Raw genomic sequence first — 24,840 nt, 5'->3', positions numbered from 1 at the left:
CATCAGTCCAGCGTCGAGCCGCTTACCGGAACGCCGCGCTCAGGGAAAAACAACCGCTGCAATTCCGTGCCCGGACTTTCAGCCCGCATGAACGCCTCGCCCACCAGGAACGAATACACATCGCTGACTTCCATCAACTCGACATCGGCCCGGTTGAGGATGCCGCTCTCGGTGATGACCAGCCGATCACGGGGGATCCGTGGCAACAGGTCCAAGGTCGTCTCCAGGCTGACTTCAAAGGTGTGCAGGTTGCGGTTGTTCACGCCAACCAGTTTGGTGTCCAACGTCTTGAGGGCACGCTCCAGCTCGTCGCCATCATGAACTTCCACCAGCACATCCAGGCCAACGTCCTTGGCGACTGCAGCCAACTCGGCCATCTTCACGTCGTCCAGGGCAGATACGATCAACAGCACGCAATCGGCGCCCAACGCTCGCGCCTCGACGATTTGATACGGATCGATCATGAAGTCCTTGCGGATGACCGGCAACTTGCACGCCGCCCGAGCCTGTTTGAGGTAATCGTCCGCGCCTTGGAAAAAATCGATATCGGTCAGCACCGAAAGGCAGGTCGCGCCGCCTTTCTCGTAGCTCTTGGCAATGTCGGCCGGAACAAAATGCTCCCGGATCACGCCCTTGCTGGGGGAAGCTTTTTTGATCTCGGCGATTACCGCCGGTTGCTTTCTCTTCGCCTGGTCGATCAATGCCTGGGCAAAGCCACGTGGCGCGTCCGCCAAACGTGCGAGGGCTTCAAGCTCGGTCAGACTGACCCGGGCACTGCGCTCGACGACTTCCTGCCTTTTGCGGGCCAGAATGTTTTCCAGAACCGTTGGCACGCTCATCCTTCATTCTCCACTTTGAATACGGCGGTAAATGCGCCCAATTCTTCCAGTTTTTCCCTGGCCAGCCCGGTGTGCAATGCATCGTGGGCGAGCTCTACGCCTTGCTTGAGGCTGCTGGCGTGATCAGCGGCGTACAACGCGGCACCCGCGTTGAGCATGATCATTTCCGCCGCTTTCTGGCCATTCTCCGTTTTACGACGTCCCAGGGCATCGCGGATCAACTCCAGCGACTGGGCCGGTCCATCCACCGCCAGGCCATGCAGGCTCTGGCTCTTCATGCCCAGGTCTTCAGGTTCGACCCAATATTCAGTGATCTGATCGTTTTTCAGCTCAGCCACGAAGGTCGGCGCGGCGAGACTGAACTCATCCAGGCCATCCTTGGAATGGACCACCAATACGTGTTTACTGCCCAGGCGCTGCAGGACCTCGGCCAAGGGGCGGCACAGCGCCTGGCTGAATACCCCGACGACCTGGTGCTTCACGCCGGCCGGATTCGTAAGCGGGCCGAGCATGTTGAACAGCGTGCGCAGCCCCAGTTCACGGCGCGGTGCCGCCGCGTGCTTCATGGCGCTGTGGTGGGTCTGGGCAAACATGAAACCGATGCCGACGCTATCGATACACCGGGCCACCTGGACTGGCGTCAGGTTCAGGTAGATACCGGCGGCCTCCAGCAAGTCGGCACTGCCGCTCTTACCCGAGACAGCGCGATTGCCGTGTTTGGCGACGGTGCAGCCGGCTGCCGCAACCACAAACGCCGAGGCCGTGGAAACGTTGAAGATGTTGGCGCCATCGCCCCCCGTACCCACGACATCCACCACGCCGTCCAGCGTCTTGAGTTCAACTTTGTCCGCCAATTCACGCATGGTCGTGACTGCACCGACGATCTCGTCGATGCTCTCGCTCTTCATGCGCATGGCCATCATGAACGCGCCGATCTGCGCATCCGTGCATTGGCCGGTCATGATTTCGCGCATCACGTCGCGCATTTCATCGGTGCTCAGGTCGAGCTGGCCGACGATACGGTTCAGGGCTGCCTTGATATCCATGAAAAGTCCTTAGCGCGTGCCGCCGCTTTGTTTGAGGAAGTTGGCGAACAGCTCGTGGCCCTGCTCTGTGAGGATAGACTCGGGGTGGAATTGCACACCCTCAATATTTAACGTCTTGTGTCGCAGTCCCATGATCTCGTCCACCGAGCCGTCTTCGCGCTGGGTCCAGGCGGTCAATTCCAGGCAGTCAGGCAAGGTTTCGCGCTTGACGACCAGGGAATGGTAGCGAGTGACCGTAAGCGGATGATTCAGGCCTTCGAATACGCCCTTGTCTTGGTGGAACACCGGGCTGGTCTTGCCATGCATGACTTGCCGGGCGCGCACGACGTCGCCACCGAACGCCTGGCCGATGGACTGGTGGCCCAGGCAGACACCGAGGATCGGCAATTTGCCGGCGAAATACTTGATGGCCTCGATGGACACGCCCGCTTCGGTCGGCGTGCACGGGCCGGGCGAGACCACGATACGTTCGGGCTTGAGGGCCTCGATCTCGGCGATGGTCAGCTCGTCGTTGCGCACCACCTTGACCTCGGAGCCCAGCTCGCCGAGGTATTGCACAACGTTGTAGGTAAAGGAGTCGTAATTATCGATCATCAGCAACATGGCGTAGCAACCTTTGGATTCACTGACTTTAAATACGGCCTCGGAGCGCGAAAAAGCTCCGAGCCACAGGTTGTCGGGGAGCGATTCAGTTGCCTGAAGTCTGCTCCGCCAACGCCACGGCGCGGAACATCGCCCGACGCTTGTTCAAGGTTTCTTCCCACTCCAACGCGGGCACAGAGTCGGCGACAATGCCACCGCCCGCCTGTACATGCAGTTCGCCGTTCTTGATGACCGCGGTACGAATGGCGATGGCCGTGTCCATGTTGCCGTTCCAGGCGAAATAACCCACCGCGCCGCCGTACACACCGCGCTTGACCGGTTCCAGCTCGTCGATGATTTCCATCGCCCGGATTTTCGGCGCGCCAGACAAGGTCCCCGCCGGCAGGATCGCCCGTAACGCATCCATGGCCGTCAATCCGGCCTTCAACTGGCCGGTGACGTTGGACACGATGTGCATCACGTTGGAATAGCGCTCGATGACCATTTTCTCGGTGAGCTTCACCGAACCCACTTCCGATACCCGCCCGGTGTCATTGCGGCCAAGGTCGATCAGCATCAGGTGTTCGGCAATTTCCTTGTCGTCCGACAGCAGGTCTTCTTCCAGAGCCCGATCCGCTTCTTCCGTGGCGCCGCGAGGACGAGTGCCGGCAATCGGACGCACGGTGATCAGGTTGTCTTCGACTCGCACCAGCACTTCCGGCGAACTGCCCACGACGTGGAAGTCGCCGAAATTGAAGAAGTACATATAGGGTGTGGGGTTGAAGCAGCGCAGCGCCCGGTAGAGGTCGATAGGCGCGGCCTTGAAGTCGATGGACATCCGTTGCGACGGCACGACTTGCATGCAATCGCCGGCGAGGATGTATTCCTTGATGGTATCGACGGCCCGTTCGTAATCGTCCTGCGTGAAGCTGGAGCGGAACACCGGGTCGGTCGCCGACTGCTTGCTGAAATCCAGGCCTGGGCGTGGCGTGATCGGCTGGCGGAGTTTTTCCAGCAGCGCCTGCAGGCTTTGCTGACCTTGCTCGTAGGCATCTTCCTGAGACGGATCGGCCAGGACGATCGCGTGCATCTTGCTCGCCAGGTTATCGAAGACGACAACCGCATCGGAGACCATCAACAGGATGTCCGGTACGCCCAACGGATCAGGGTTGGGACAAGTGCCGAGGCGCTTCTCCACATAGCGCACGCAGTCGTAGCCGAAATAACCCACCAGGCCGCCGTTGAAACGGGGCAGGCCGGGGATGGTCGGCACGTTGTAGCGAGCCTTGAAGGTCTCGACGAACGCCAGCGGGTCTTCGGCTTCGAGGCTTTCGATCTCAACGCCGTCCTGGGTCACGCTGATGTGATGGCCATGCACCCGCAACACGGTGCGACACGGCAAGCCGATGATGGAATAACGGCCCCATTTCTCACCGCCCTGCACCGATTCGAGCAGATAGGAGTTGGGCTGGTCAGCCAGCTTGAGATAGATCGACAACGGCGTGTCGAAGTCGGCCAGGGTTTCGCAGGCGAGCGGGATGCGGTTGTAGCCGGCAGCGGCTAGACGCAGGAATTCTTCGCGGATCATGGGGTGCCTCGTGGCAAGAGGAGCTGTCAGTCAGGTATGCAAACGCGCCGGATAACCGGCCAGGAACAAGTCAGGCGCGCCAACGCCAGCGGGCCAAGGCCTTCATGACTTTCATCCAGAGTTTGCGAGTGACCACCACGATGGCGTTTCCAGAAGAGGATTGAACAGCGTCGGGCAACGTTATCTCAGCGGCCGGGTCCAGGCAACCGGGAATTAACAGGCGCAAATCATCGATCACCAGTGTCGGAAACTCTTCGGCGATCGGCCGGCCGTGGTTGTAGCCATAACTCAGCGCCACGCATTTGACTCCGGCCGCCTTTGCCGCCAGCACATCACTGCGCGAGTCGCCGACGAACAGCGATTGGGAAGCCGGGACATTGGCCATTTTCATCACGAAGAACAGCGCGGCCGGGTCTGGCTTTTTCTGCGGCAGGGTGTCGCCGCCGATGATCCAGCGAAAATATCGGCCGATTTTCATCTGGTCCAGCAGCGGCGCGACGAAGCGTTCCGGCTTGTTGGTGATCAACGCCATTTCCACGCCTTGCTTGTGCAGCCATTTGAGCGTGGAACGCACTCCGGGATAGACCACGGTCAGTTCGTGGTTGCCTTCGTAGGCTTCGTTGAAATGCTCCATCGCCCGCTCGGCCTCGGCTTCATCGACGCCCTGGGCATCGATGTGGTTGGCCAGGGCCCGGCGCACCAGCATGGGCGCGCCGTTGCCAACCCATTGGCGAACCGCGTCGATACCAGCGGGGGGACGTCCAAGTTTGAGCAGCATGCTGTCCACGGCTGCCGCGAGGTCCGGGACCGAATCAACCAGCGTGCCATCGAGGTCGAACATCACCAGGCGCGGCAGGCTGCCGGGAAACAGCTGCTCGAAACCGCTCATGGGCGCGCCAGGGCCAATTCGGCGCGCATTTTCTCAATGACCTCTTTGTAGTCGGGCGCATTGAAGATCGCCGAACCGGCGACAAAGGTGTCGGCGCCGGCCGCGGCGATTTCGCGGATGTTGTTCACGTTCACGCCACCGTCGATCTCCAGCCGGATGTCGCGCCCCGAGGCATCGATCAGCGCCCGGGCTTCGCGCAGCTTGTCGAGGGTGCCCGGGATGAACTTCTGCCCGCCGAAGCCGGGGTTGACGCTCATCAGCAAGACCATGTCGACCTTGTCCATCACGTATTTGAGTACATCCAAGGGCGTTGCCGGGTTGAACACCAGGCCAGCCTTGCAGCCACCTTCGCGGATCAACTGCAAGGAGCGGTCGACATGCAACGTGGCTTCCGGGTGGAAGGTGATATAGGTCGCGCCTGCCTCGATGAAATCACCGACGATGCGATCCACCGGGCTGACCATCAGGTGCGCGTCGATCGGCGCGGTGATGCCGTACTTGCGCAGCGCCGCGCAGACCATCGGGCCGATGGTCAGGTTGGGTACGTAATGGTTGTCCATGACATCGAAGTGCACGATGTCGGCCCCGGCGGCCAGAACGTTGTCCACTTCTTCGCCCAAGCGGGCGAAGTCGGCGGAGAGAATCGACGGAGCAATAGCGAAGGGCTGCATGACGCACCTGTTTTGAGCGAAATCACGATGGCGCGCATTGTATACCTCAAGATTTGGCGCGCCCACCGTGGCAGACGATCAATACGCCGCGCGGTAGATCTTCTCGATATCGGCGGCGCTCAGTTGCCGCGGGTTGTTGCGCATCAGCCGCTCTATCCCCGCAGCCTCCGCTGCCATGGACGGGATCACATCCTCGGTCACGCCCAGGCCGCTGAGCCCTGAGGGGATTTCAACGGCGGCACACAACGCAACCATGGCTTGCACCGCCTCGTCCGCGGCTTCGAGGTCGCTCAGATGGGCAGTCTTGATGCCCATGGCGTCGGCGATGTCTCGCATGCGTTCGACACAGGCCATTTTGTTCCACGCCATGACATAAGGCAGCAGCAACGCGTTGGCCACACCGTGGGATACATGGAACCGCCCACCCAGCGGATAAGCCAGCGCGTGCACGGCCCCCACCCCGGCATTGCCGAACGCCATGCCCGCCATCAGGCTTGCGGTGGCCATGTCTTCGCGGGCTTGCAGGTGCGAAGGGTTGGCGTAGGCCTTGGGCAGTGCGCGGGTGATCAGTTTGATTGCGCCGATGGCCAGGGCATCGGTGATCGGTGAAGCATTGAGCGACAGGTAGGACTCGATCGCGTGCACCAGCGCATCGACACCGCTGGCGGCGGTCACCCCCCGCGGGCAGGTGAGGGTCATTTGCGGGCTGACCAGCGCCACGTCCGGCAACAGGTAATCGCTGACGATGCCTTTCTTCAGCTGTGCAGCCTTGTCGGAGAGGATCGCCACGTTCGTGACTTCCGACCCGGTACCGGCCGTGGTGGGGATGGCGATCATCGGCGGGCCTTTGCGCGGCACCTGATCGACGCCGAACATGTCTTGCAGTTCGCCGTGATAACCGGCATAGACGCCCACGCACTTGGCGATATCGATGGCACTGCCGCCACCCAGGCCGATCAGGCCGTCATGGCCACCGTCGCGGTAGGCTTGCATGCAGTCTTCGACGATGGCGATTTCCGGGTCCGGCATGACCCGGTCGAAAATCTCGTAGTCGCGACCGCCAAGATGCTGCAGCGCCAACTCCACGGTGCCGGACTTCACCAGCGCCGCATCGGTCACGATCAGCGGGTTGTCGACATCCAACCGCGTCAGTTCCGCCGCCAGTTGCTCGATGGCAGCGGCACCGGTGATCAGTTTGTGGGCGATCTTGAACGAGGAAAGACTCATGTGCGCGGCCTCTTGCTCGAGAGTGGGCTGGCACAAGGATAGCTCGGTATGGCGGGTTGTCTGCTATTCAGCGTGTGAATGCCCCAACGAATCCCAATGTGGGAGCGAGCCTGCTCGCGAAGCGGAGTGTCAGCCGACATAAACGTTGAATATGCCACCGCATTCGCGAGCAGGCTCGCTCCCACACTGCTTTACCGCAATTCTCAGATCTGGGTGGTACGCAGCTTCTCGCTGCGCCCACGCAACCACTCCAGGGTCAGCAACAGGATCACCGAGAAGGCGATCAGCAGCGTAGCTGCCGCCGCGATGGTGGGGCTGAGGTTTTCACGGATGCCGCTGAACATCTGCCGAGGCAACGTCGCCTGCTCCGGCCCCGCCAGGAACAAGGTCACCACCACTTCATCGAACGACGTCGCGAAGGCGAACAGCGCGCCGGAAATGACGCCCGGAGCGATCAACGGCAAGGTCACCCGGCGAAACGCCGTCAATGGCGACGCTCCGAGGCTGGCGGCAGCCCGGACCAGGTTGTGGTTGAAGCCCTGCAAGGTCGCCGAAACGGTGATGATGACAAACGGTACGCCCAGCACAGCGTGGACGACGATCAGTGAAAAGAAGCTGTTACCCATTCCCAACGGCGCGAAGAACAGGTAGCTGGCCACGCCGATGATCACCACCGGCACCACCATGGGCGAAATCACCAGGGCCATCACCAGCGCCTTGCCCGGGAAGTCGCCACGGGTCAGTCCGATAGCGGCCAATGTGCCAAACACCATCGCCAACAGCGTCGCCGCCGGAGCGACGATGATGCTGTTCTTCAAGGCCCGCATCCATTCCGCCGAAGCGAAGAAGTCGTGGTACCACTGCAGCGAAAAGCCCTGCAACGGGTAAACCAGGAAGCTGCCGGAGTTGAACGACAACGGAATGATCACCAGCACCGGCAGGATCAGGAACAACAGGATCAGCCCGCAGAGTATGCGCAAGCTGTAGAACCACACCCGTTCGACGGGGGACATGTAAGGACTCAACATTTCGATCTCCCCTTAGCTCAGGCGCAGGCGACTGGCGCCCACCAGCCAGCTGTAAATCAGATAAAGCACGATGGTCGCCAGCAACAGCAGGCCGCCGAGCGCCGTGGCCATGCCCCAGTTGATGCTGGTGTTGGTGTAGAACGCGACGAAGTAGCTGACCATCTGGTCGTTCGGGCTGCCCAGCAGCGCTGGGGTGATGTAGTAGCCGATGGCGAGAATGAACACCAACAGGCAACCGGCACCGACACCTGCGTAGGTCTGCGGGAAGTACACCCGCCAGAAACTGGCGAACGGGTGGCAACCCAGGGAAATCGCCGCGCGCATGTAGGTGGGCGAGATACCCTTCATCACGCTGTAGATCGGCAGGATCATGAACGGCAGCAGGATGTGGACCATGGAGATGTACACACCGACGCGGTTGAACACCAGTTCCAAAGGTTTGTCGATGATGCCCATGGCCATCAAGGCGCTGTTGATCAAGCCTCCCGATTGCAGCAGCACGATCCACGCCGCCACACGCACCAGGATCGAGGTCCAGAACGGCAACAGCACCAGAATCATCAACAGATTGCTCTGGCGCGACGGTAGGTTCGCCAGTAGATAAGCCAACGGATAGGCGAGCACCAGGCAAATGGCGGTAATGACCAGGCCCATCCAGAAGGTGCGGGTAAAAATGTCCAGGTAGATCGCCTGGTCGGGAGTGGCCGGCGCGAGTTCACCGAGATCGTCGATGCGATGGTCGACCGCCGCGAGCAGGTAGTACGGCGTGACGTCGCTGGTGTTGCGGCGGATCACCTGCCAATAGGCCGGGTCACCCCAACGTTCGTCGAGGCCTTCGAGCGCTTCTTTATAGGAAGCCGGTTCGGCAGCGAACGGCAGCGCCCTGGCAGTCTTGGTCAGGAGGCTGCGATAGCCGGCCAGTTCCATGTTCAATCGTTTGGACAGGTCGCCCAAAGTCTGATTTTTCCGGGCTTCGGCCAGGTCCTCGCTGGCTGCCTTGTAAACAGGCTCGCCTGGCAATCCACGTCCATCCCAGGCGGCGACCGCAGCCACGGTGCGCGGCATTGCGTTGACCACTTCCGGGTTGCTGACGCTTTTGAACAACAGCGCGACGATGGGCACCAGGAACACCAGCAACAGAAACAGCACCAACGGCGCGATCAAGGCCTGGGCCTTCCAGCGGTTGACCCGCTCGGCGCGCTTGAGCCGCTGCTTTAGGGTGGGGCTGGTGCCCGCGTTCAGTGGAACGGCGATGGCCATGGCGAACTCCGCAAATCTTTTTATCGTTACAGGGGCGGCGGGCCGCCTCTGTTCTTTTGAAACCACAACCTGGACGTACGCGTGATCGTGGCGAGGGAGCTTGCTCCCGCTGGGCCGCGAAGCGGCCCCAAAAATGTCGGCAATGCCTATCTCGTGAGTGCTGCGCACTCAAGCGGGAGCAAGCTCCCTCGCCACAAAAAGCCTCGCCTCCCAGGAAGACGTGGGTTACTTCGCCGCCCAGGAGTTGAAGCGCTGTTCCAGTTGCTCGCCGTTGTCAGCCCAGAAGCTCACGTCGATCTGCACTTGGTTGGCAATGTTCTCCGGAGTGGTCGGCATGTCTTTCAGGACATCCTTGGCCAGCAACGGAACAGCCTGGGTGTTGGCCGGGCCGTAGGCGATGTTTTCCGAATAGGTCTTCTGCTGCTGTGGCGCCACAGAGAAGGCGATGAATTTCTTCGCCGCTTCTGCGCGCGTCTTGTCCAGGCCACGAGGAATAGCCCAGGCGTCGAAGTCGTAGATGCCGCCGTTCCACACCACTTTCAGGTTGCTTTCTTTCTGCACCGCGGCGATCCGGCCGTTGTAGGCCGAGCTCATGACAACGTCACCGGAAGCGAGGTATTGCGGCGGTTGGGCGCCAGCTTCCCACCATTGGATGTTCGGCTTGAGTTCGTCCAGCTTCTTGAAGGCGCGGTCCTGGCCATCTTTACCAGCCAGCACTTTGTAGACGTCTTTGGGCGCCACGCCGTCGGCCATCAAGGCAAATTCCAAGGTGTACTTCGCGCCCTTGCGCAGGCCACGCTTGCCCGGGAACTGCTTGGTGTCCCAGAAATCAGCCCAGCTGGTCGGTGCGGTTTTCAGCTTATCGGCGTTGTATGCCAGCACGGTCGACCAGACGAAAAAGCCCACGCCGCAAGGCTGGATGGCGCCCTTGACGTAGTCTTCGGTCTTGCCGAACAAGGCCGGATCGAGCTGCTCGAACATGTCCTCGTCGCAGCCACGGGACAATTCCGGCGACTCGACTTCCACCAGGTCCCACGAGACGCTCTTGGTATCGACCATGGCCTTGACCTTGGCCATTTCGCCGTTGTACTCGCCCGCCACGATCTTGCCATTGCCGGCAGCTTCCCAAGGTGCGTAAAAGGCTTTGACCTGAGCCGCCTTGTTCGCCCCGCCGAAAGACACCACGGTCAGGTCCGGGCCCGCCGCCATCGCGCTTGCCGCACCCATCATGCCCAATGTCAGGGCTGTGAACTTCAAGGATCTCAACATTTATTGTTCTCTCCACGTGCAGGGTTGGTGTTGGTACAGCAGGGGGGCGATCAGTTCGCCTCTAAAAGGGGATCGAGCGCGCGCACATGCTCGACTTGCCAGCCAAGCGGAACCACGTCCCCGACGGCGAGCGCGGGATCGAGCTCGGCAATGGGCTGTTTCACGAAGAAGTCGTTCTTGCCGCAGACCTCCAGGCGAACCCGGACGTGGTCGCCCAGATAGATGAATTCCGCCACCCTCCCTGAAAAGCGGTTGACGCATTGTTCGCTGGAGCCGTTGAGGCTCACCCGCTCCGGCCGGATCGAGAGCGTGACCGGCTCGCCAGGCTGGCCGACATTGACGGCCAGGGCCTCGACTTTCTCACCGCGCCCCAACTCCACCAGGCACCGATCGCCGGTCTGGCTGTGCAGGCGGCCGTTGAGGCGGTTGTTTTCGCCGATGAAGTTGGCGACGAAGGTGTTTTTCGGTTCTTCGTACAGTGTGCGCGGCGGGGCGATCTGCTGGATCTCGCCCTGGTGGAACACGGCCACACGGTCGGACATGGTGAGGGCTTCGCCCTGGTCGTGCGTCACGTAGACCACGGTGACACCGAGGCGCTGGTGCAGGTGCTTGATTTCCATCTGCATGTGTTCGCGCAGCTGTTTGTCCAATGCACCAAGGGGTTCGTCCATCAAGACAAGTTGCGGCTCGAACACCAGCGCCCGGGCCAGGGCCACGCGCTGCTGCTGGCCACCGGACAATTGCGCCGGATAACGCTGGGCAAAGGTTTCCAGCTGGACCATGCTCAAGACTCGCTTGACCCGATCACCGACGTCGCTCTTGTTCAAGCCGCGAACGGTCAACGGGAAGGCCAGGTTCTCGGCGACGGTCATGTGGGGAAACAAGGCGTAGTTCTGGAACACCATGCCGATGTCGCGCTTATGAGGCGGCACGTTGTTGATGGAACGGCCAGCCAGCAGGATTTCACCGGCGGTCGGAGTCTCGAAACCGGCGAGCATCATCAGGCTGGTGGTCTTGCCGGAGCCGGAAGGTCCGAGGAGGGTCAGGAATTCGCCTTTGCGAATGTCCAGGTTGAGGTCTTTGACGATCAGGTTCTCGCCGTCGTAGCTCTTTTGCACACCACGAAAGCTGACCAGCACATCACTGGCCCCCGCGCTTGAATCGACCTGGCTCATACCCGCACCTTTTGTATTGATGACTGCTTGTGAGTCCAAGCCTAGTGGAGCCCGGGACCCGCGCAAATCGGGCCGCAGGAGAGAATCGCCTCAGCCGGATGGAAGAGTCGGGGTAGGGATTTCCCTACACGGGTGGCGGGATTGGATAAGTGCAGTGGCAAGTTTCAAGCAGCGAGCTGCAAACCGGGGCAAGCGCTGTGCTGGGGCGTGTCGCAAATGGATATGCCGACACAAACCCTGTGGGAGCGAGCTTGCTCGCGATGGCGGTCTGTCAGCTACCTATGCGCTGAATGGTCCGACGCTATCGCGAGCAAGCTCGCTCCCACAAGGGGACGATGGTGGGATTCAGAGCAACTTGTGCTCCATCGCGTATTTCACCAGTTCCGCCAGCGAGGTGATGTTGAGTTTCTGCATCAGCCGCGCCTTGTGGGTACTGATGGTCTTGCTGCTCAGGGCCAGTTGCTGGGCGATGTCGTTGACATTGGCGCCTTGGGCGAGGCGTTCGAAGACTGAGAACTCGCGCTCCGACAATAGGGAATGCAGCGGTCGGGTGTCGGTCAGGCCCACTTCGAAGACCATGCGGTCGGCCAGGTCCGGGTCGATGTAGCGTCCGCCGGCAGCGACCTTTCGAATCGCCATGAGCAGCAAAGCCGGGTCGCTGTCCTTGGTGGCGTAGCCGGCGGCGCCGACCTTAAGGGCGCGAGCCGCCATTTGCGCTTCGTCATGCATGGACAACACCAGGATGGCCGGCGGGTTGTTCAACGCCCGGATCCGTGGGATCGCCTCCAGGCCGTTGACGCCCGGCATGGAAATATCCAGCAGCACGACTTCGCAGGGCACGTGTCGCAGGGTCTCGAGCAGTTGTTCGCCATTGCTCGCCTCCCCCGCCACCACCAGATCCTTGGCCAGGCCGATCAACTGCTTGATCCCTTCGCGGACGATGGTGTGGTCTTCGGCTACCAGTACACGGATCACATTGTTCTCCAGATTCAGAGTCTCATCGCGAGCAAGCTCGCGTAACATTAATTCATGTGGGAGCGAGCTTGCTCGCGATGCGGTCACCCCGGATAACCACTCCCGTCATGCCTCACCCAACGGCACGCGCACCGACAAGGTCGTCCCCTCCCCCGGCTCGCTGTCCAGAGTCAACTGTCCGCCCATGATCAACACACGCTCACGCATGCCAACCAAGCCAAAGGACGTTGGCCTACTGGCGTCGGCAATGAATCCTACACCGTCATCGCTGACCGTCAGGCATAGATGGCCGCCTTCCTGGGTCAGCGTCAGTTCCACAGTATGCGCCTGGGCGTGGCGCATCACATTGGTCAGCGCTTCCTGGAGAATCCGGAACAGACCGATGGCCTTCGCGTCGCTCAACGGTGGCAAGTTGTCAGGCACCTGCACCAGGCACGGGATGTGGGTACGCGCCTCGAAACGCCGTGCCTGCCATTCAATGGCCGAAGCGATACCGGCATCCAGGATAGGTGGGCGCAACGCTGTCGCCACGTCTCGCACCAGTTGAAACAGCTGGGCGATCAAGCGCTTCATGCTGTTGAGCCGCTCCTGCAGGCCAGGATCCAGCTGCGCGTAGGCCAATTCGCACATGGAAGTCTCCAGCTTCAGCACCGTCAGCATCTGGCCCAGCTCGTCATGGACCTCCCGGGCAATACGTGCTTTTTCTTCCTCTCTTACGCTTTCCAGGTGCGCCGACAACTCACGCAACTGTTCACGCGAGCTGGCCAGCTCCAGTTCGATGCGCTTGCTTTCAGTGATGTCCCAGACGATACCGTCCCAGACGTAGGCGCCATCCTCGAGACGACGTGTGATTGCCTTGATCTCGGCCCAGCGTTGCTGCCCTTCGCGCGTCAGGATGCGGCCTTGCCATGACCAGTCGCTGTCGCTGTCCAGCGCCTGGTCCTGGGTGCGGTGGTAATCGGCCTTGTCGTCCGGATGGACCAGGCTGCGCAGACCGGTATCACTGCGGGCCAAAGTCGCCGGGGAGTAGCCCACCAGGCTTTCACTGCCTTCGCTGATGTAGGCAAAGTCGATTTGTCCAGTCACCGGAGCCCGCTCCAGGCGAAAGACCAACCCCGGCACGTTCGCCGCGATGCCTTGCAGGCGCGCCTCGCTTTCACGCAAAGCCGCCAGTGCGCGTCGACGCTCCGTCACGTCGTTTAGGTAGACGACCAGGTATTCGGCATCGCGAAAACGCAGGAAGCTCAGGGAAACGTCGGCCGGCAGGATGCTGCCATCGGCGCGCACACATTCGGTCTCGAAACTCTGCGGCCCGTCTTCACTGGCTCGTGCGCGCTTCCACAAATTCAACCAACGGTCCATGTGCAAGCCCGGCTCGAAATCGATCAGCGGGCGGTCGATGATTCCGCCCGGGCCGTAGCCCAGCATGGTTTCGGCGGCGCGGTTGGCGTAGCGCACATGACTGTCCCAGTTGACCCAGAGGATGCCGACCGTGCTTTGATCGATGGAAAACTGCGTCAGCCGCAAGGCTGCTTCGCTGGCGGTGCGTTGGGCGATGTCCTCTCGCGCGGCACGCAACCGGCGCTCCAGTCCACGTTGCTGGCGGCGTTGCCAAGACACGGTGGCCACGCTGGCGAGCAGCAATGCCAGCAACAGCAAGGTCAGGTTCTGCCAGAAACCCGGAGTTTCGGTCAGGCGCGGGTATTTCGGCTTGAGCCAACGACTGTGCAGTTGCTCAAGTTCCTTGGCCGGGATGGCTTGCAGCCCCTTGTCGATAATTTCGGCCAACTGGGGCCAGTCCCGGCGCGTGGCGACCCGTAGCAGCTGTGGCGACCCAATATCGCCCACCACCGCCAGTTCCGAGAACTCGGGCTCGACCATCAACCGTCCCAGCTGCGCCTCATCGACCACCGCGAACCGGGCCTGCTGGGTCAGCAACAATTGCAGCGCCTCGCGCTCCATCGGCACCCCTTGCAGGTTCAACGCTGGGTAATTGCTGCGCAGATAATCCGCCGTGGCGCTGGGCATGCGCACCGCAACGCGGACCTGGCCGTCGAGCTTCTCCAGCTCCACGCCCTCGGCGCTTTTCTGCGCGCCGACGATCAATTGCGGCACTCGCATGTAAGGGTCGGAAAACTGCCAGAGCCTGAGCCCGACCGGGGTTTGGGTCAGGCCGGGCGCGACATCGATTTCGCCGTCACGTACCGCTGCTTCCAGCTGCGCGACGTCTTGGAAATTGCGCCAGGTCAACTCGACGTTCAGCGTCTTGCCCAGCCATTGCATCAACTCGACATGGGTACCGGACAACCGCTGTAAACGCCGATCGTATTGTGCATAGGGGGCCTGCAATACCACGCCGACCCGCAGCTGTTGATGTTGCGTCAGCCATTGACGCTGTTCCGCACTCAGTTGCACGCCATGAACCTGCGGCGCAGGCGCAGCCCAAGCCATCAAGGGAAGCCATAAACAGCCGATAACCCACAGGCAGCAATAACGCATCATCGAAGTCTCATGCACTGACAAATACTGACCAACCCATTAGGCTGCCGGAAATACTTCTGGTCATGGAATATCCGATGCCCTCTGTTTATCGCCTGGCGTTGCCAGCATTGTGCCTGTCGCTGATCCTGCCGAGTGCATTTTCTGTGCAGGCTGGCGAAACGGCACCCGCCGCAGTGGAACCATCCGCTGGAGAAAAGCCGGTCGAACGCCAACCCTTGCTCGAGCGTAGCCAGGAAGAGGCGGCGGCGCTCGTAAGAAAGGTCCCCGCTCAAGAACAGCAACAGCTACAAACCGGTAGCGACGCCTTCCTCGCGCTGTGGAAGCCAGCCAATACCAGCGAGCCCAAGGGCGCCGTCATCATCATCCCTGGCGCCGGTGAAACCGCTGACTGGCCTCAAGCAGTCGGCCCCCTGCGCAAGAAACTGCCTGATGCCCAATGGAGCAGCCTGAGTATCACCCTGCCGGACCTGCAAGGCGACGTCATCGCTCCGCGCACCGTGGAAACGCCACCCGAGACCAAACCCGCCGACGTCGCGGCCGCGGCACCGGACGCCACCACCGCCGCACCGATCGAGCAAGTGACGGGGGGCGAAGCCGAGGCAGCGGATGCCGCCATCGCCGAAACCGGTGAAGAACACGCCAACGCCGATGCCGAGCGCATTTTCGCCCGCATCGATGCGGCGCTGGCCTACGCCGAACAGCAGAGCGCCCGCAGCATTGTGCTGCTAGGCCATGGCACGGGCGCTTATTGGGCAGCGCGCTACCTTAGCGAAAAGCAACCCTCGCAGATCGAACGCTTCGTGATGGTCGCGGCCCAGACTCCGGTAACCGCCAAGCCTGGCCTGGCAGAGCTGACACCCACCCTGAAGCTGGCGACCGCCGATATCTTCTATATGGACAAGCCACTGGACCGCAACGCGGCACTGGAGCGCTTGCAAGCGAGCAAACGCCTGAAAGGATCGACCTTCAGCCAGGTTGCCCTCAAAGCCGTGCCGAACCGTTCGGCGGAGCAAGAGCAATTGTTCCGTCGGGTCCGGGGTTGGTTGAATCCGCAAAACCCTGGGGAGTGAGACCTTCCCAGCGGTAAGCGAGACGCTAGCTATCTGTGGCAAAGGGAGCTTGCTCCCGCTCGGCTGCGCAGCAGTCATCAGCCAACTGAGACTCCGTAAGAAATTCGGCGCCAGGTTGAGGCGCCGCTTCGTGAACCAGCGGGAGCGAGCTCCCTCGCCACAGGCACCCCGTATTAGCGGAAATCCCTCCGCTCGCGAATCAAACGATAGGCATTGTGCAGCTCTCGGGTCCTGTCGGTCGCTTCACGCACCTGTAAAGGCGTGGCGCCGCTGCCGGCGATCTTGTCCGGGTGATGCCGGCTGAGCAAGCGGCGATAAGCCCGCTTTATTTGCGACGGCTCGCTGGTGGCCGAAACACCCAGCAATCGCAATGCCTCCTGATAAGTCACGCCGCTTGAGGGTTGCGACAGTTTCTGCGGTTCGTAATCCATCGCCAACGCCTGGACCTGCTGCGGCGTCCAACCCAGCCATTTGCCCCACTGGACAAGCAACTCGCGCTCGCTGGCGCCAGCGCGACCGTCAGCCCAGACCATCCTCCAGCAGGCGCGTAGCACGCCTTCGGCCGCGTGGGGCTGAGTGGCGAGGCGACGCAGATAACCGCGCAAGCGATCATGCTCGGACTTGCCTCGGTTGAATGCCGCAATGGCACGACGCTGCGCCGGTTCGCTCAGGTCGAGGGCGCGCATTTCCAGGCGAGCCTGCTGAATGTGACCGTCCACAACCCGCCCATCGCTTTTCGCCAGGCGTCCGAGCAACACGAACAATAATTCATCGTTGCGCAACGCCGGGCGCCCGCCCAGCCGTTCACGCACTTGCGCCCAGCTGTGGACGTTCAGGCGCCTGTCCAGCGCCTGTCCCAGCAATGCGCCAAGCATGGCCCCCGGGATGCTGGCTATGGCAAAGCCTGCTCCCGCTCCGATCAGAGTCCCTGGCCACCACATATCAACGGCTCGCTTCTATCAATTTTTCAACCTGCGCCAAACGTTCAAGGGTTCCGACATCTACCCAATGACCTTGCAGCCGCTCGCCGCTGACCTGCCCATGGTCCATGGCCTTGCGCAGCAACGGTGCGAGCTTGAACGCGCCAGCCGCGCAACCGTTGAATAATCGCGGATGCAGGACGGCGATACCGCTGTAGGTCAGTTTGTCGGCCGTGGACGCGCCTTCATGAACCTTTCCGTCGGTGAGGACGAAATCGCCATCTGGGTGATGTTCAGGATTGTCCACCAGCACCAGATGAGCCGACGCGTCGAGCGAACGAGGCAAGGTGCTGAAATCGAAATCAGTCCATATGTCGCCATTGACCACGAGAAACGCTTCATCGCCCAGCAACGGCAGCGCCCGGAAAATCCCCCCGCCGGTTTCCAGCGGCTCGCCTTCCGGGGAATAGACGATGCGCACGCCGAACCGTGAGCCGTCCCCCAGGTGGTCTTCGATCTGCTGCCCGAGCCAGGCGTGATTGATGACGATCTCGCCAAACCCGGCGGCGACCAGCGCCCGCAGGTGATATTCGATCAAGGGAATTTCGGCGACACGGATCAAAGGCTTAGGCGTGGTAAGCGTCAGCGGGCGCATGCGCTCCCCCTTGCCCGCCGCGAGGATCATCGCCTTCATGCATTTGCCCCGGCCGATTGGCGCAGGCTGCGGAGCAACTCATCCAGCGGCGCCAGCTCAGGACGGCGGTCGATGACCGCTTCTATATAGTCGAAGAAGCGCGGTACGTCCTTCAGGTAGCGCGGCTTGCCGTCGCGGTGGCAAATGCGCGCGAAGATGCCGATCACCTTGAGATGGCGCTGCACGCCCATCAAGTCGCTGGCCCGCAGGAAATCTTCGAAGTCCGGCTGCACAGCAATGCCAAGGGCACCGGCCTGCTGCCAATAATCCTCCAGCCAACCGCGCACTCGCGCCTCGGGCCAACTGAGGAAAGCATCCTTGAAAAGGCAGGTCACATCGTAGGTCACCGGCCCGTAGACCGCGTCCTGGAAATCGAGCACACCTGGATTGGGATCGCTGAGCATGAGATTGCGCGGCATGTAGTCGCGGTGCACCAGCACTTTCGGCTGGGCCAGGGCGCTGTTGATCAACAGTTCGCAAGCCTGCTGCCAAAGTTGCTGCTGTGTCGCATCGAGTTCGATGCCCAACTCGCGCTTGACGTACCACTCCGGGAACAGCTCCAACTCGCGACGCAGCAAAGCAACGTCATAACTGGGCAGCGGAGCCACCATAGGCAATTGCTGAAAAGCCAACAATGCCTGCAAGGCATCGCGGAATAAATCGTCGGCATTTTCGCCGTTGATTACATCCAGGTAGGTCTGGTTACCCAGATCATTGAGCAAAAGAAAACCGCGATCGAGGTCTTCGGCATAAATTTTTGGCACGTTGATGCCGGATTTCGCCAGCAAAAACGCGATATCCACGAAGGGTTTGCAGTTTTCCTGGGGCGGCGGTGCATCCATCACGATCAGGCTGCGGCCCTCGCCTTCCCAGCGGAAATATCGCCGGAAACTCGCGTCGCTGCTGGCCGCGGTCAACGTGGCCGGGGATACGGCACCCCACCCCTGTTGATTGAAAAGGATCGGTAACTGCTCATCGAGCCAAACTTTCAGGTGTTGCAAGCGTACATCTTGGTCAGGCATTGCAAGGGTCTCCGACGGCGCTAGCCGTCAAGCGGGTCATGCTTTATTATCCAGCATCTTTTTCAGACCATCGAGAGGCGTGCGGCCCACACCGCGGGCAGATGGCACGCAGGAAGCCCGGACTAATAAGATGGCATTGAAATCCCCCGCGTTTCGTAAAAAATTTCCGTTGCTGGTTACCGGCAGTCTGCTGGCCCTGCAACCCCTGGCCTCTTCATTCGTCGTTGCGGCGCAACAGTATGACTGTTCCGTCTCCGCTTCGGGTGCCTGGGACTGTTCACCCAAGACGCCGGCCGCTGCATTGCCGCCACGTCCCGTGCATGAAGGCAGCGCGGTTGCCGACAGCGGCAGCGCACCGGCCGACAGCGATTCGGGCGAGGTGGCCGGCGACAAGCCGATGCTCGTCACCGAAGCCAAGGGCCGCGGCTTGAAGACGCGCAGTGAAGACTACAGTCACTTGGACTGGGTTCCGCGCGAGAACCTCACGCCCGCTCAACTGGCTGAAACCGGTCCTTACTGCGCTGGCGCGTACATCGAGCCGACGCGTCCGGGCATGAACGACAAGACCGCCAAGAGCGACGCGCCGACCTTCCTGGGCGCCAAGGCTTCGCGCTACGAGCAGGAGCAACAGGTGGCGACCCTGGCCGGCGACGTGGTCATGCGCCAGGGCAGCATGCAGGTCGAAGCCGACGAGGCCAGCCTGTACCAGGCCGAGAACCGTGGCGAGCTGAACGGCAACGTGCGGGTCCGCGACAACGGCGCGCTGATTGTCGGCGACCACGCCGATGTGCAGCTGGACACCGGTGAAGCCAAGGTCGACAACGCCGAATACGTGATGCACAAGTCGCGCATCCGCGGTAACGCGCTGTACGCCCGCCGCGCCGAAAACGCGATCATCCGCCTCAAGGACGGTACGTACACCACGTGCGAACCGGGCAGCAACGCGTGGACACTCAAGGGCAACAACATCACCTTGAACCCGGCCACGGGCTTCGGCACCGCGACCAACGTCACGCTGCGGGTCAAGGACTTCCCGGTCCTGTACACGCCTTATATCTATTTCCCGATCGACGACCGTCGTCAGTCCGGCTTCCTGCCGCCGACCATCGGCAGCGGCAGCGATACCGGCTTCCTGCTGGTCACCCCGTACTACTTCAACCTCGCGCCGAACTACGACGCCACGTTGTACCCACGCTACATGAGCAAGCGCGGCTTGTTGATGGAAGGCGAGTTCCGTTACCTGACCAAGTCCAGCGAAGGCCAGTTCGGCGCCGCGTACCTCAACGACGAAGACGATGAGCGCAGCGGGCAGAGCGACTACGACAAGACCCGCTACATGTACAACTGGCAGCACAAGGGCGGCCTCGACTCGCGCGTGCTGACAGAAGTCGACTACACCAAGATCAGCGATCCGTATTATTTCCAGGATCTGCAGACCGATCAGATCGGCGTCGAGTCGCGGGACTACGTGAACCAGCAAGGCGCTGTCAGCTATCGCGGCGACAACTACACCGCTCGGCTCAATGCCCAGGCTTACCAGATGGCGACGATTTCGAAGATCACGCCATATAACCGCCTGCCTCAGATCACCTTCAATGGCTCGCTGCCCGAACATCCGTATGGACTGGATTTCGCGTACAAGACCGAACTGGTGCGGTTTGATCGTGATTTGCGCACCGGTGACTACACCGATGAAGACGGCAACACCGAGCCGTTCCTGGATAACAACATCCGCGGCTTGGCCAGGGCTAACGGCGACCGGCTGAACCTGGCACCCGTCATGAGCCTGCCGATGACCGCAAGCTATGGCTACATCAAGCCGTCGCTCAAGTACCAGTACACTCAATATGACCTGGACCTGGATAGCAGGGGCAGATCTCAGGTCGCTGCGCAGAACGCCGAGGCCGATCGCCTGCGCGGCACCTACAGCAGCAGCCAGAGCCGTGGTGTTCCAATCGCCAGCATCGACAGTGGCCTGTATTTCGACCGCGACACCCAATGGTTCGGCACCAACTATCGCCAGACCCTGGAGCCTCGCCTGTTCTATCTCTATGTACCGGAGAAGGACCAGAGCGATATCCCCGTGTTCGACACCAGCGAATCGACCTTCAGCTACTCCTCGCTGTTCCGGGATAACCGTTTCACCGGCTCCGACCGTGTCGGCGACGAAAACAAATTGTCCCTTGGCGTGACCAGTCGCTGGATCGAAGAAAACGGGTTCGAGCGTCAGCGCATCAGCGTCGGCCAGGCCTTGTACTTCAAGGATCGTGAAGTCCAACTGCCAGGCATCGACTTCAAGACACGTGAAGACGCCAAGTCCGACGTTTCCCCGTATGCCTTGGAATACGAATATCGCTGGAACCGCGATTGGCGCACCACGGCGACCTACAACTGGGATCCGGACACCCGCAGCCCCCGTTCGGGCAGCGCGATGTTCCACTACCAGCCTGAAGACAACCCGAACAAGGTCATCAACGCCGGTTATCGCTATCGCAACGACCAGGTCCGCTATGACGAATCCACCGGCCAATGGCAAGTGGGCGGTGGCGACTATGGCCGTCCGGGCGATCCGAATTACGTGAAGGACTACTACAAGATCAAGCAGCACGATTTCTCGATCATCTGGCCGATCGTGCCGCAGTGGAACGCCATCAGCCGCTGGCAATATGACTACAACCGCAACCGTACCCTGGAAGCCTTCGGTGGTTTCGAATACGACAGCTGCTGCTGGAAACTGCGCCTGATCAACCGTTACTGGGTCGACTATGAAGAATTCAGTCAAGCCGCCCCGCAAAACGAAAAAGGCGACCACGGCGTCTTCCTCCAAATTGTTCTGAAGGGACTCGGCGGCCTTACCGGCGCCAAAGTAGAGAGTTTCCTCGACAAAGGCATTCAAGGTTATCGTGAACGTGAAGACCAAGCTTTCTGATTGTCTGCGCCCGCTGATGCTGGGCGCGCTGTTCCTGGGTACCGCAGCGAACGCCGCGGTACAGTCCATCGACAAGGTCGTGGCCATCGTCGACAACGACGTGGTCATGCAGAGCCAACTGGACCAGCGTGTCCATGAAGTGCAGCAAACCATCGCCAAGCGTGGCGGCGGCTTGCCACCACCGGGCGTGCTGGACCAGCAGGTGCTCGAGCGCCTGATCGTCGAAAACCTGCAGCTGCAGATTGGCGAACGTTCCGGTATCCGCATCACCGATGAGGAACTGAACCAGGCCGTCGGCACCATTGCCCAGCGCAACAACATGTCCATCGATCAGTTCCGCGCCGCCCTGGCTCGCGACGGCCTGTCCTTTGACGACGCCCGCGACCAGATCCGCCGTGAGATGGTCATCAGCCGGGTACGTCAGCGACGCGTGGCCGAGCGCATCCAGGTGTCCGAGCAGGAAGTGAAGAACTTCCTCGCTTCCGACCTGGGCAAGATGCAGCTGTCTGAAGAACTGCACTTGGCGAACATCCTGATCCCAACCCCCGAGAGCGCCAACTCCGAAGCGATTCAGAGTGCCTATCGCCAGGCCATGGATGTTTACCAGCAGCTCAAGCAAGGTGCTGACTTCGGCCAGATGGCCGTGGCGCGTTCGGGCAGTGAGAACGCCCTGGAAGGTGGTGACATGGGCTGGCGTAAAGCCGCTCAATTGCCGCCTCCGTTTGATCGCGAGCTCAGCGCCATGGCCGTGGGCGACATCACCCAGCCGGCCCGCACTCCAGGTGGTTTCATCATCCTCAAGCTGCTGGAAAAACGCGGCGGCGGCACCCAGGTGCGCGACGAAGTACATGTCCGCCATATCCTGATCAAGCCGAGCGAGATCCGTAGCGAAGCCGAGACCAAGCGCCTGGCCGAGAAGCTCTACGAGCGGATCACCGCCGGCGAAGACTTCGCCGAGCTGGCCAAAAGCTTCTCGGAAGACCCGGGTTCCGCCCTTAACGGTGGCGACCTGAACTGGGTCGACCCGAATGCGCTGGTCCCCGAGTTCCGCCAGGTCATGGCCGAAACACCCCAGGGCCAACTGTCCAAGCCGTTCAAGAGCCCTTACGGCTGGCACGTCCTGGAAGTCCTTGGCCGTCGCGCCACGGACAGCACCACCCAGGCGCGCGAGCAACAGGCAATGACGGTATTGCGTAACCGCAAATACGACGAAGAGTTGCAAACCTGGCTTCGCCAGATTCGCGACGAAGCCTACGTCGAGATCAAACTCCCTGGTGCAGACCAGGCCGCGCAGTGAAACCCAAGCGTTTCGCGCTGACCCCCGGCGAGCCTGCCGGCATTGGTCCCGACCTGTGCCTGCTGCTCGCCTCGCAAGCCCAGCCTCACCCCCTGATTGCCATCACCAGCCGCGACCTGCTCCTCGAGCGGGCCGCGCAACTGGGGCTGGCCGTCGATCTGCGGTTGGTTACGCCAGACGCCTGGCCCGATGCCCCGGCACCTGCGGGCAGCCTGTATGTCTGGGATACGCCCCTAGGCGCACCGGTCGTCACCGGTCAATTGGATACGGCAAACGCGGCGTTTGTTCTGGAAACCCTGACCCGCGCCGGCCAAGGCTGCCTGGATGGGGCTTTCGCCGGGATGATCACCGCCCCGGTACACAAGGGTGTCATCAATGAATCCGGTATTCAGTTTTCCGGACACACGGAATTCCTGGCAGACCTGACCCGAACCTCGCAAGTCGTGATGATGCTCGCCACGCGCGGCCTTCGCGTAGCCTTGGTCACCACTCATCTGCCCTTGCGAGACATCGCCGACGCGATCACACCGCAACGCCTGGAACGGGTCACGCGCATACTGCACGCCGACCTTCAGGAAAAATTCGGCATCGCCCGGCCACGAATCCTGGTGTGTGGGCTCAATCCCCATGCCGGCGAAGGCGGACACCTGGGCCGTGAAGAAATCGACATCATCGAACCTACATTGGAACGCCTGCGTAGCGAGGGCATGGACCTGCGTGGCCCGCTGCCTGCCGACACTCTGTTTACCCCCAAATATCTGGAGCACTGCGATGCGGTGCTGGCGATGTACCACGACCAGGGCTTGCCCGTGCTGAAGTACAAAGGCTTCGGCGCGGCGGTCAATGTGACGCTGGGCTTGCCGATCATCCGCACCTCCGTGGACCACGGCACCGCCCTGGACCTGGCCGGCAGCGGCAGTATCGACACCGGCAGCCTGCAAGTCGCCTTGGAAACCGCTTACCAGATGGCCGAGACCCACTTATGACCGAGCAATACCAACACCGCGCGCGCAAGCGCTTCGGCCAGAACTTCCTGCATGACGCTGGCGTGATCGACCGCATCCTGCGTTCCATCAATGCCAAGCCCGATGATCGCCTGCTGGAGATCGGTCCGGGCCAGGGTGCACTGACCCAAGGCCTGCTCGGTAGCGGCGCGCAACTGGACGTGGTGGAACTGGACAAGGATCTGGTGCCGATTCTCAACCAGCAATTTGCCGGCAAGAGCAATTTCAACCTGCACCAGGGCGACGCACTGAAGTTTGACTTCAACAGCCTGGACGCCGCGCCGGGCAGCCTTCGGGTGGTTGGCAACCTGCCCTATAACATTTCCACGCCGCTGATTTTCCATCTGCTGAGCAATGCCGCACTGATCCGCGACATGCATTTCATGCTGCAGAAAGAAGTGGTCGAGCGCCTCGCCGCCGGTCCTGGCGGTGGTGATTGGGGCCGACTATCGATCATGGTCCAGTACCATTGCCGGGTCGACCATTTGTTCAACGTGGGCCCGGGAGCATTCAACCCGCCCCCTAAAGTCGACTCCGCGATCGTCCGCCTTGTACCTCATGCGGTCCTTCCGCACCCGGCCAAGGATCACCGCCTGCTGGAACGCGTAGTGCGCGAAGCTTTCAACCAGCGTCGCAAAACCCTGCGCAACACGTTGAAACTGCTGCTCAGCAGCGCTGAAATCGAAGCCGCGGGTGTTGACGGCAGCTTGCGCCCCGAGCAACTGGACCTGGCGGCCTTCGTGCGCCTGGCCGACAAGCTCAGTGAACAGGTCGCGCCAAAAGACAACGCCATTTGACATGCGAGGCCGTTATCGGGAAGTACGCCGGTCTGGTTTACTACCCGACACTTGGC

Annotated in this window: 21 protein-coding genes; 5 read left to right on the top strand and 16 right to left on the bottom strand. The window is 61.3% G+C overall.

Annotated features, from left to right (window positions below):
* Positions 1-2: 2 nt before the first annotated feature.
* The 13 genes from trpC to M1D68_RS02530 form a co-directional block, all read right to left on the bottom strand.
* Positions 3-839 (bottom strand): indole-3-glycerol phosphate synthase TrpC, encoded by an 837-nt coding sequence (trpC, locus tag M1D68_RS02590; protein WP_434609230.1) that lies wholly within the window; start codon positions 837-839, stop codon positions 3-5.
* Positions 836-1,885, bottom strand: a complete 1,050-nt coding sequence (gene trpD, locus M1D68_RS02585) for an anthranilate phosphoribosyltransferase (protein ID WP_420764856.1) — start codon at positions 1,883-1,885, stop codon at positions 836-838. Before trpD ends, trpC begins: the two co-directional genes overlap by 4 nt.
* A 9-nt stretch (positions 1,886-1,894) precedes the next feature.
* Complete coding sequence (locus M1D68_RS02580; RefSeq protein WP_420764857.1) at positions 1,895-2,488, bottom strand: aminodeoxychorismate/anthranilate synthase component II; 594 nt, start codon at positions 2,486-2,488, stop codon at positions 1,895-1,897.
* Between the two features lie 85 nt (positions 2,489-2,573).
* A complete protein-coding gene (gene trpE / locus M1D68_RS02575) occupies positions 2,574-4,055 on the bottom strand; it encodes an anthranilate synthase component I (RefSeq protein WP_457969205.1) in 1,482 nt (493 codons plus the stop codon).
* 70 nt (positions 4,056-4,125) lie between these two features.
* Positions 4,126-4,944: a phosphoglycolate phosphatase gene (locus M1D68_RS02570; protein ID WP_457969203.1), complete on the bottom strand. Its 819-nt coding sequence runs from the start codon at positions 4,942-4,944 to the stop codon at positions 4,126-4,128.
* Entirely contained in the window at positions 4,941-5,615 is a 675-nt protein-coding gene (gene rpe, locus M1D68_RS02565; protein WP_457969201.1) for a ribulose-phosphate 3-epimerase, read from the bottom strand. Before rpe ends, M1D68_RS02570 begins: the two co-directional genes overlap by 4 nt.
* Before the next feature lie 78 nt (positions 5,616-5,693).
* Positions 5,694-6,842 (bottom strand): iron-containing alcohol dehydrogenase, encoded by a 1,149-nt coding sequence (locus tag M1D68_RS02560; RefSeq protein ID WP_434562012.1) that lies wholly within the window; start codon positions 6,840-6,842, stop codon positions 5,694-5,696.
* 203 nt (positions 6,843-7,045) lie between these two features.
* The gene (locus M1D68_RS02555) at positions 7,046-7,870 is read right to left on the bottom strand and encodes an ABC transporter permease (protein WP_457969199.1); all 825 of its coding nucleotides are present in this window, start codon (positions 7,868-7,870) and stop codon (positions 7,046-7,048) included.
* A 12-nt stretch (positions 7,871-7,882) separates the two neighbouring features.
* Positions 7,883-9,130 (bottom strand): ABC transporter permease, encoded by a 1,248-nt coding sequence (locus tag M1D68_RS02550; RefSeq protein WP_420764863.1) that lies wholly within the window; start codon positions 9,128-9,130, stop codon positions 7,883-7,885.
* Positions 9,131-9,355: 225 nt separating this feature from the next.
* Complete coding sequence (locus M1D68_RS02545) at positions 9,356-10,399, bottom strand: ABC transporter substrate-binding protein (RefSeq protein WP_042730717.1); 1,044 nt, start codon at positions 10,397-10,399, stop codon at positions 9,356-9,358.
* Positions 10,400-10,449: 50 nt separating this feature from the next.
* Positions 10,450-11,574, bottom strand: coding sequence for an ABC transporter ATP-binding protein (locus tag M1D68_RS02540; protein ID WP_420764864.1), 1,125 nt, complete (start codon positions 11,572-11,574; stop codon positions 10,450-10,452).
* A 345-nt stretch (positions 11,575-11,919) separates the two neighbouring features.
* Complete coding sequence (locus M1D68_RS02535; protein ID WP_457969196.1) at positions 11,920-12,597, bottom strand: response regulator; 678 nt, start codon at positions 12,595-12,597, stop codon at positions 11,920-11,922.
* A gap of 57 nt (positions 12,598-12,654) precedes the next feature.
* Complete coding sequence (locus M1D68_RS02530) at positions 12,655-15,051, bottom strand: PAS domain-containing sensor histidine kinase (RefSeq protein ID WP_434609218.1); 2,397 nt, start codon at positions 15,049-15,051, stop codon at positions 12,655-12,657.
* Between the two features lie 74 nt (positions 15,052-15,125).
* Between M1D68_RS02530 and M1D68_RS02525 the strand changes: the two genes are divergently transcribed.
* A complete protein-coding gene (locus M1D68_RS02525) occupies positions 15,126-16,121 on the top strand; it encodes an alpha/beta hydrolase family protein (protein ID WP_434609215.1) in 996 nt (331 codons plus the stop codon).
* Between the two features lie 173 nt (positions 16,122-16,294).
* Here M1D68_RS02525 and M1D68_RS02520 read toward each other — a convergent pair whose 3' ends face one another.
* Genes M1D68_RS02520 through M1D68_RS02510 form a run of 3 tightly spaced genes read right to left on the bottom strand, consistent with a single transcriptional unit; the run spans position 16,295 to position 18,757 of the window.
* Positions 16,295-17,062, bottom strand: coding sequence for a TerB family tellurite resistance protein (locus tag M1D68_RS02520; protein WP_420764868.1), 768 nt, complete (start codon positions 17,060-17,062; stop codon positions 16,295-16,297).
* A gap of 1 nt (position 17,063) precedes the next feature.
* Positions 17,064-17,735 (bottom strand): N-acetylmuramate alpha-1-phosphate uridylyltransferase MurU, encoded by a 672-nt coding sequence (murU, locus tag M1D68_RS02515; RefSeq protein ID WP_457969194.1) that lies wholly within the window; start codon positions 17,733-17,735, stop codon positions 17,064-17,066.
* Positions 17,732-18,757, bottom strand: a complete 1,026-nt coding sequence (locus M1D68_RS02510) for an aminoglycoside phosphotransferase family protein (RefSeq protein ID WP_457969192.1) — start codon at positions 18,755-18,757, stop codon at positions 17,732-17,734. The genes murU and M1D68_RS02510 overlap by 4 nt, the downstream gene beginning before the upstream one ends.
* A gap of 130 nt (positions 18,758-18,887) precedes the next feature.
* On the opposite strand from M1D68_RS02510, the gene M1D68_RS02505 reads away from it, so the two are divergent.
* Genes M1D68_RS02505 through rsmA form a run of 4 tightly spaced genes read left to right on the top strand, consistent with a single transcriptional unit; the run spans position 18,888 to position 24,784 of the window.
* The gene (locus tag M1D68_RS02505; protein ID WP_420764871.1) at positions 18,888-21,686 is read left to right on the top strand and encodes an LPS-assembly protein LptD; all 2,799 of its coding nucleotides are present in this window, start codon (positions 18,888-18,890) and stop codon (positions 21,684-21,686) included.
* Positions 21,667-22,983 (top strand): peptidylprolyl isomerase SurA, encoded by a 1,317-nt coding sequence (surA, locus tag M1D68_RS02500; protein ID WP_420764872.1) that lies wholly within the window; start codon positions 21,667-21,669, stop codon positions 22,981-22,983. The genes M1D68_RS02505 and surA overlap by 20 nt, the downstream gene beginning before the upstream one ends.
* Positions 22,980-23,969 (top strand): 4-hydroxythreonine-4-phosphate dehydrogenase PdxA, encoded by a 990-nt coding sequence (pdxA, locus tag M1D68_RS02495; protein WP_457969190.1) that lies wholly within the window; start codon positions 22,980-22,982, stop codon positions 23,967-23,969. The genes surA and pdxA overlap by 4 nt, the downstream gene beginning before the upstream one ends.
* Positions 23,966-24,784 carry a 16S rRNA (adenine(1518)-N(6)/adenine(1519)-N(6))-dimethyltransferase RsmA gene (gene rsmA / locus M1D68_RS02490; RefSeq protein ID WP_420764874.1) on the top strand — a complete coding sequence of 273 codons (819 nt, stop codon included), beginning with the start codon at positions 23,966-23,968 and terminating at the stop codon, positions 24,782-24,784. Before pdxA ends, rsmA begins: the two co-directional genes overlap by 4 nt.
* The last annotated feature ends 56 nt before the right edge of the window (positions 24,785-24,840 follow it).

The sequence above is a fragment of the Pseudomonas sp. R4-84 genome, from assembly GCF_054130985.1.
This window is presented reverse-complemented; position numbering and strand designations above follow the sequence as displayed.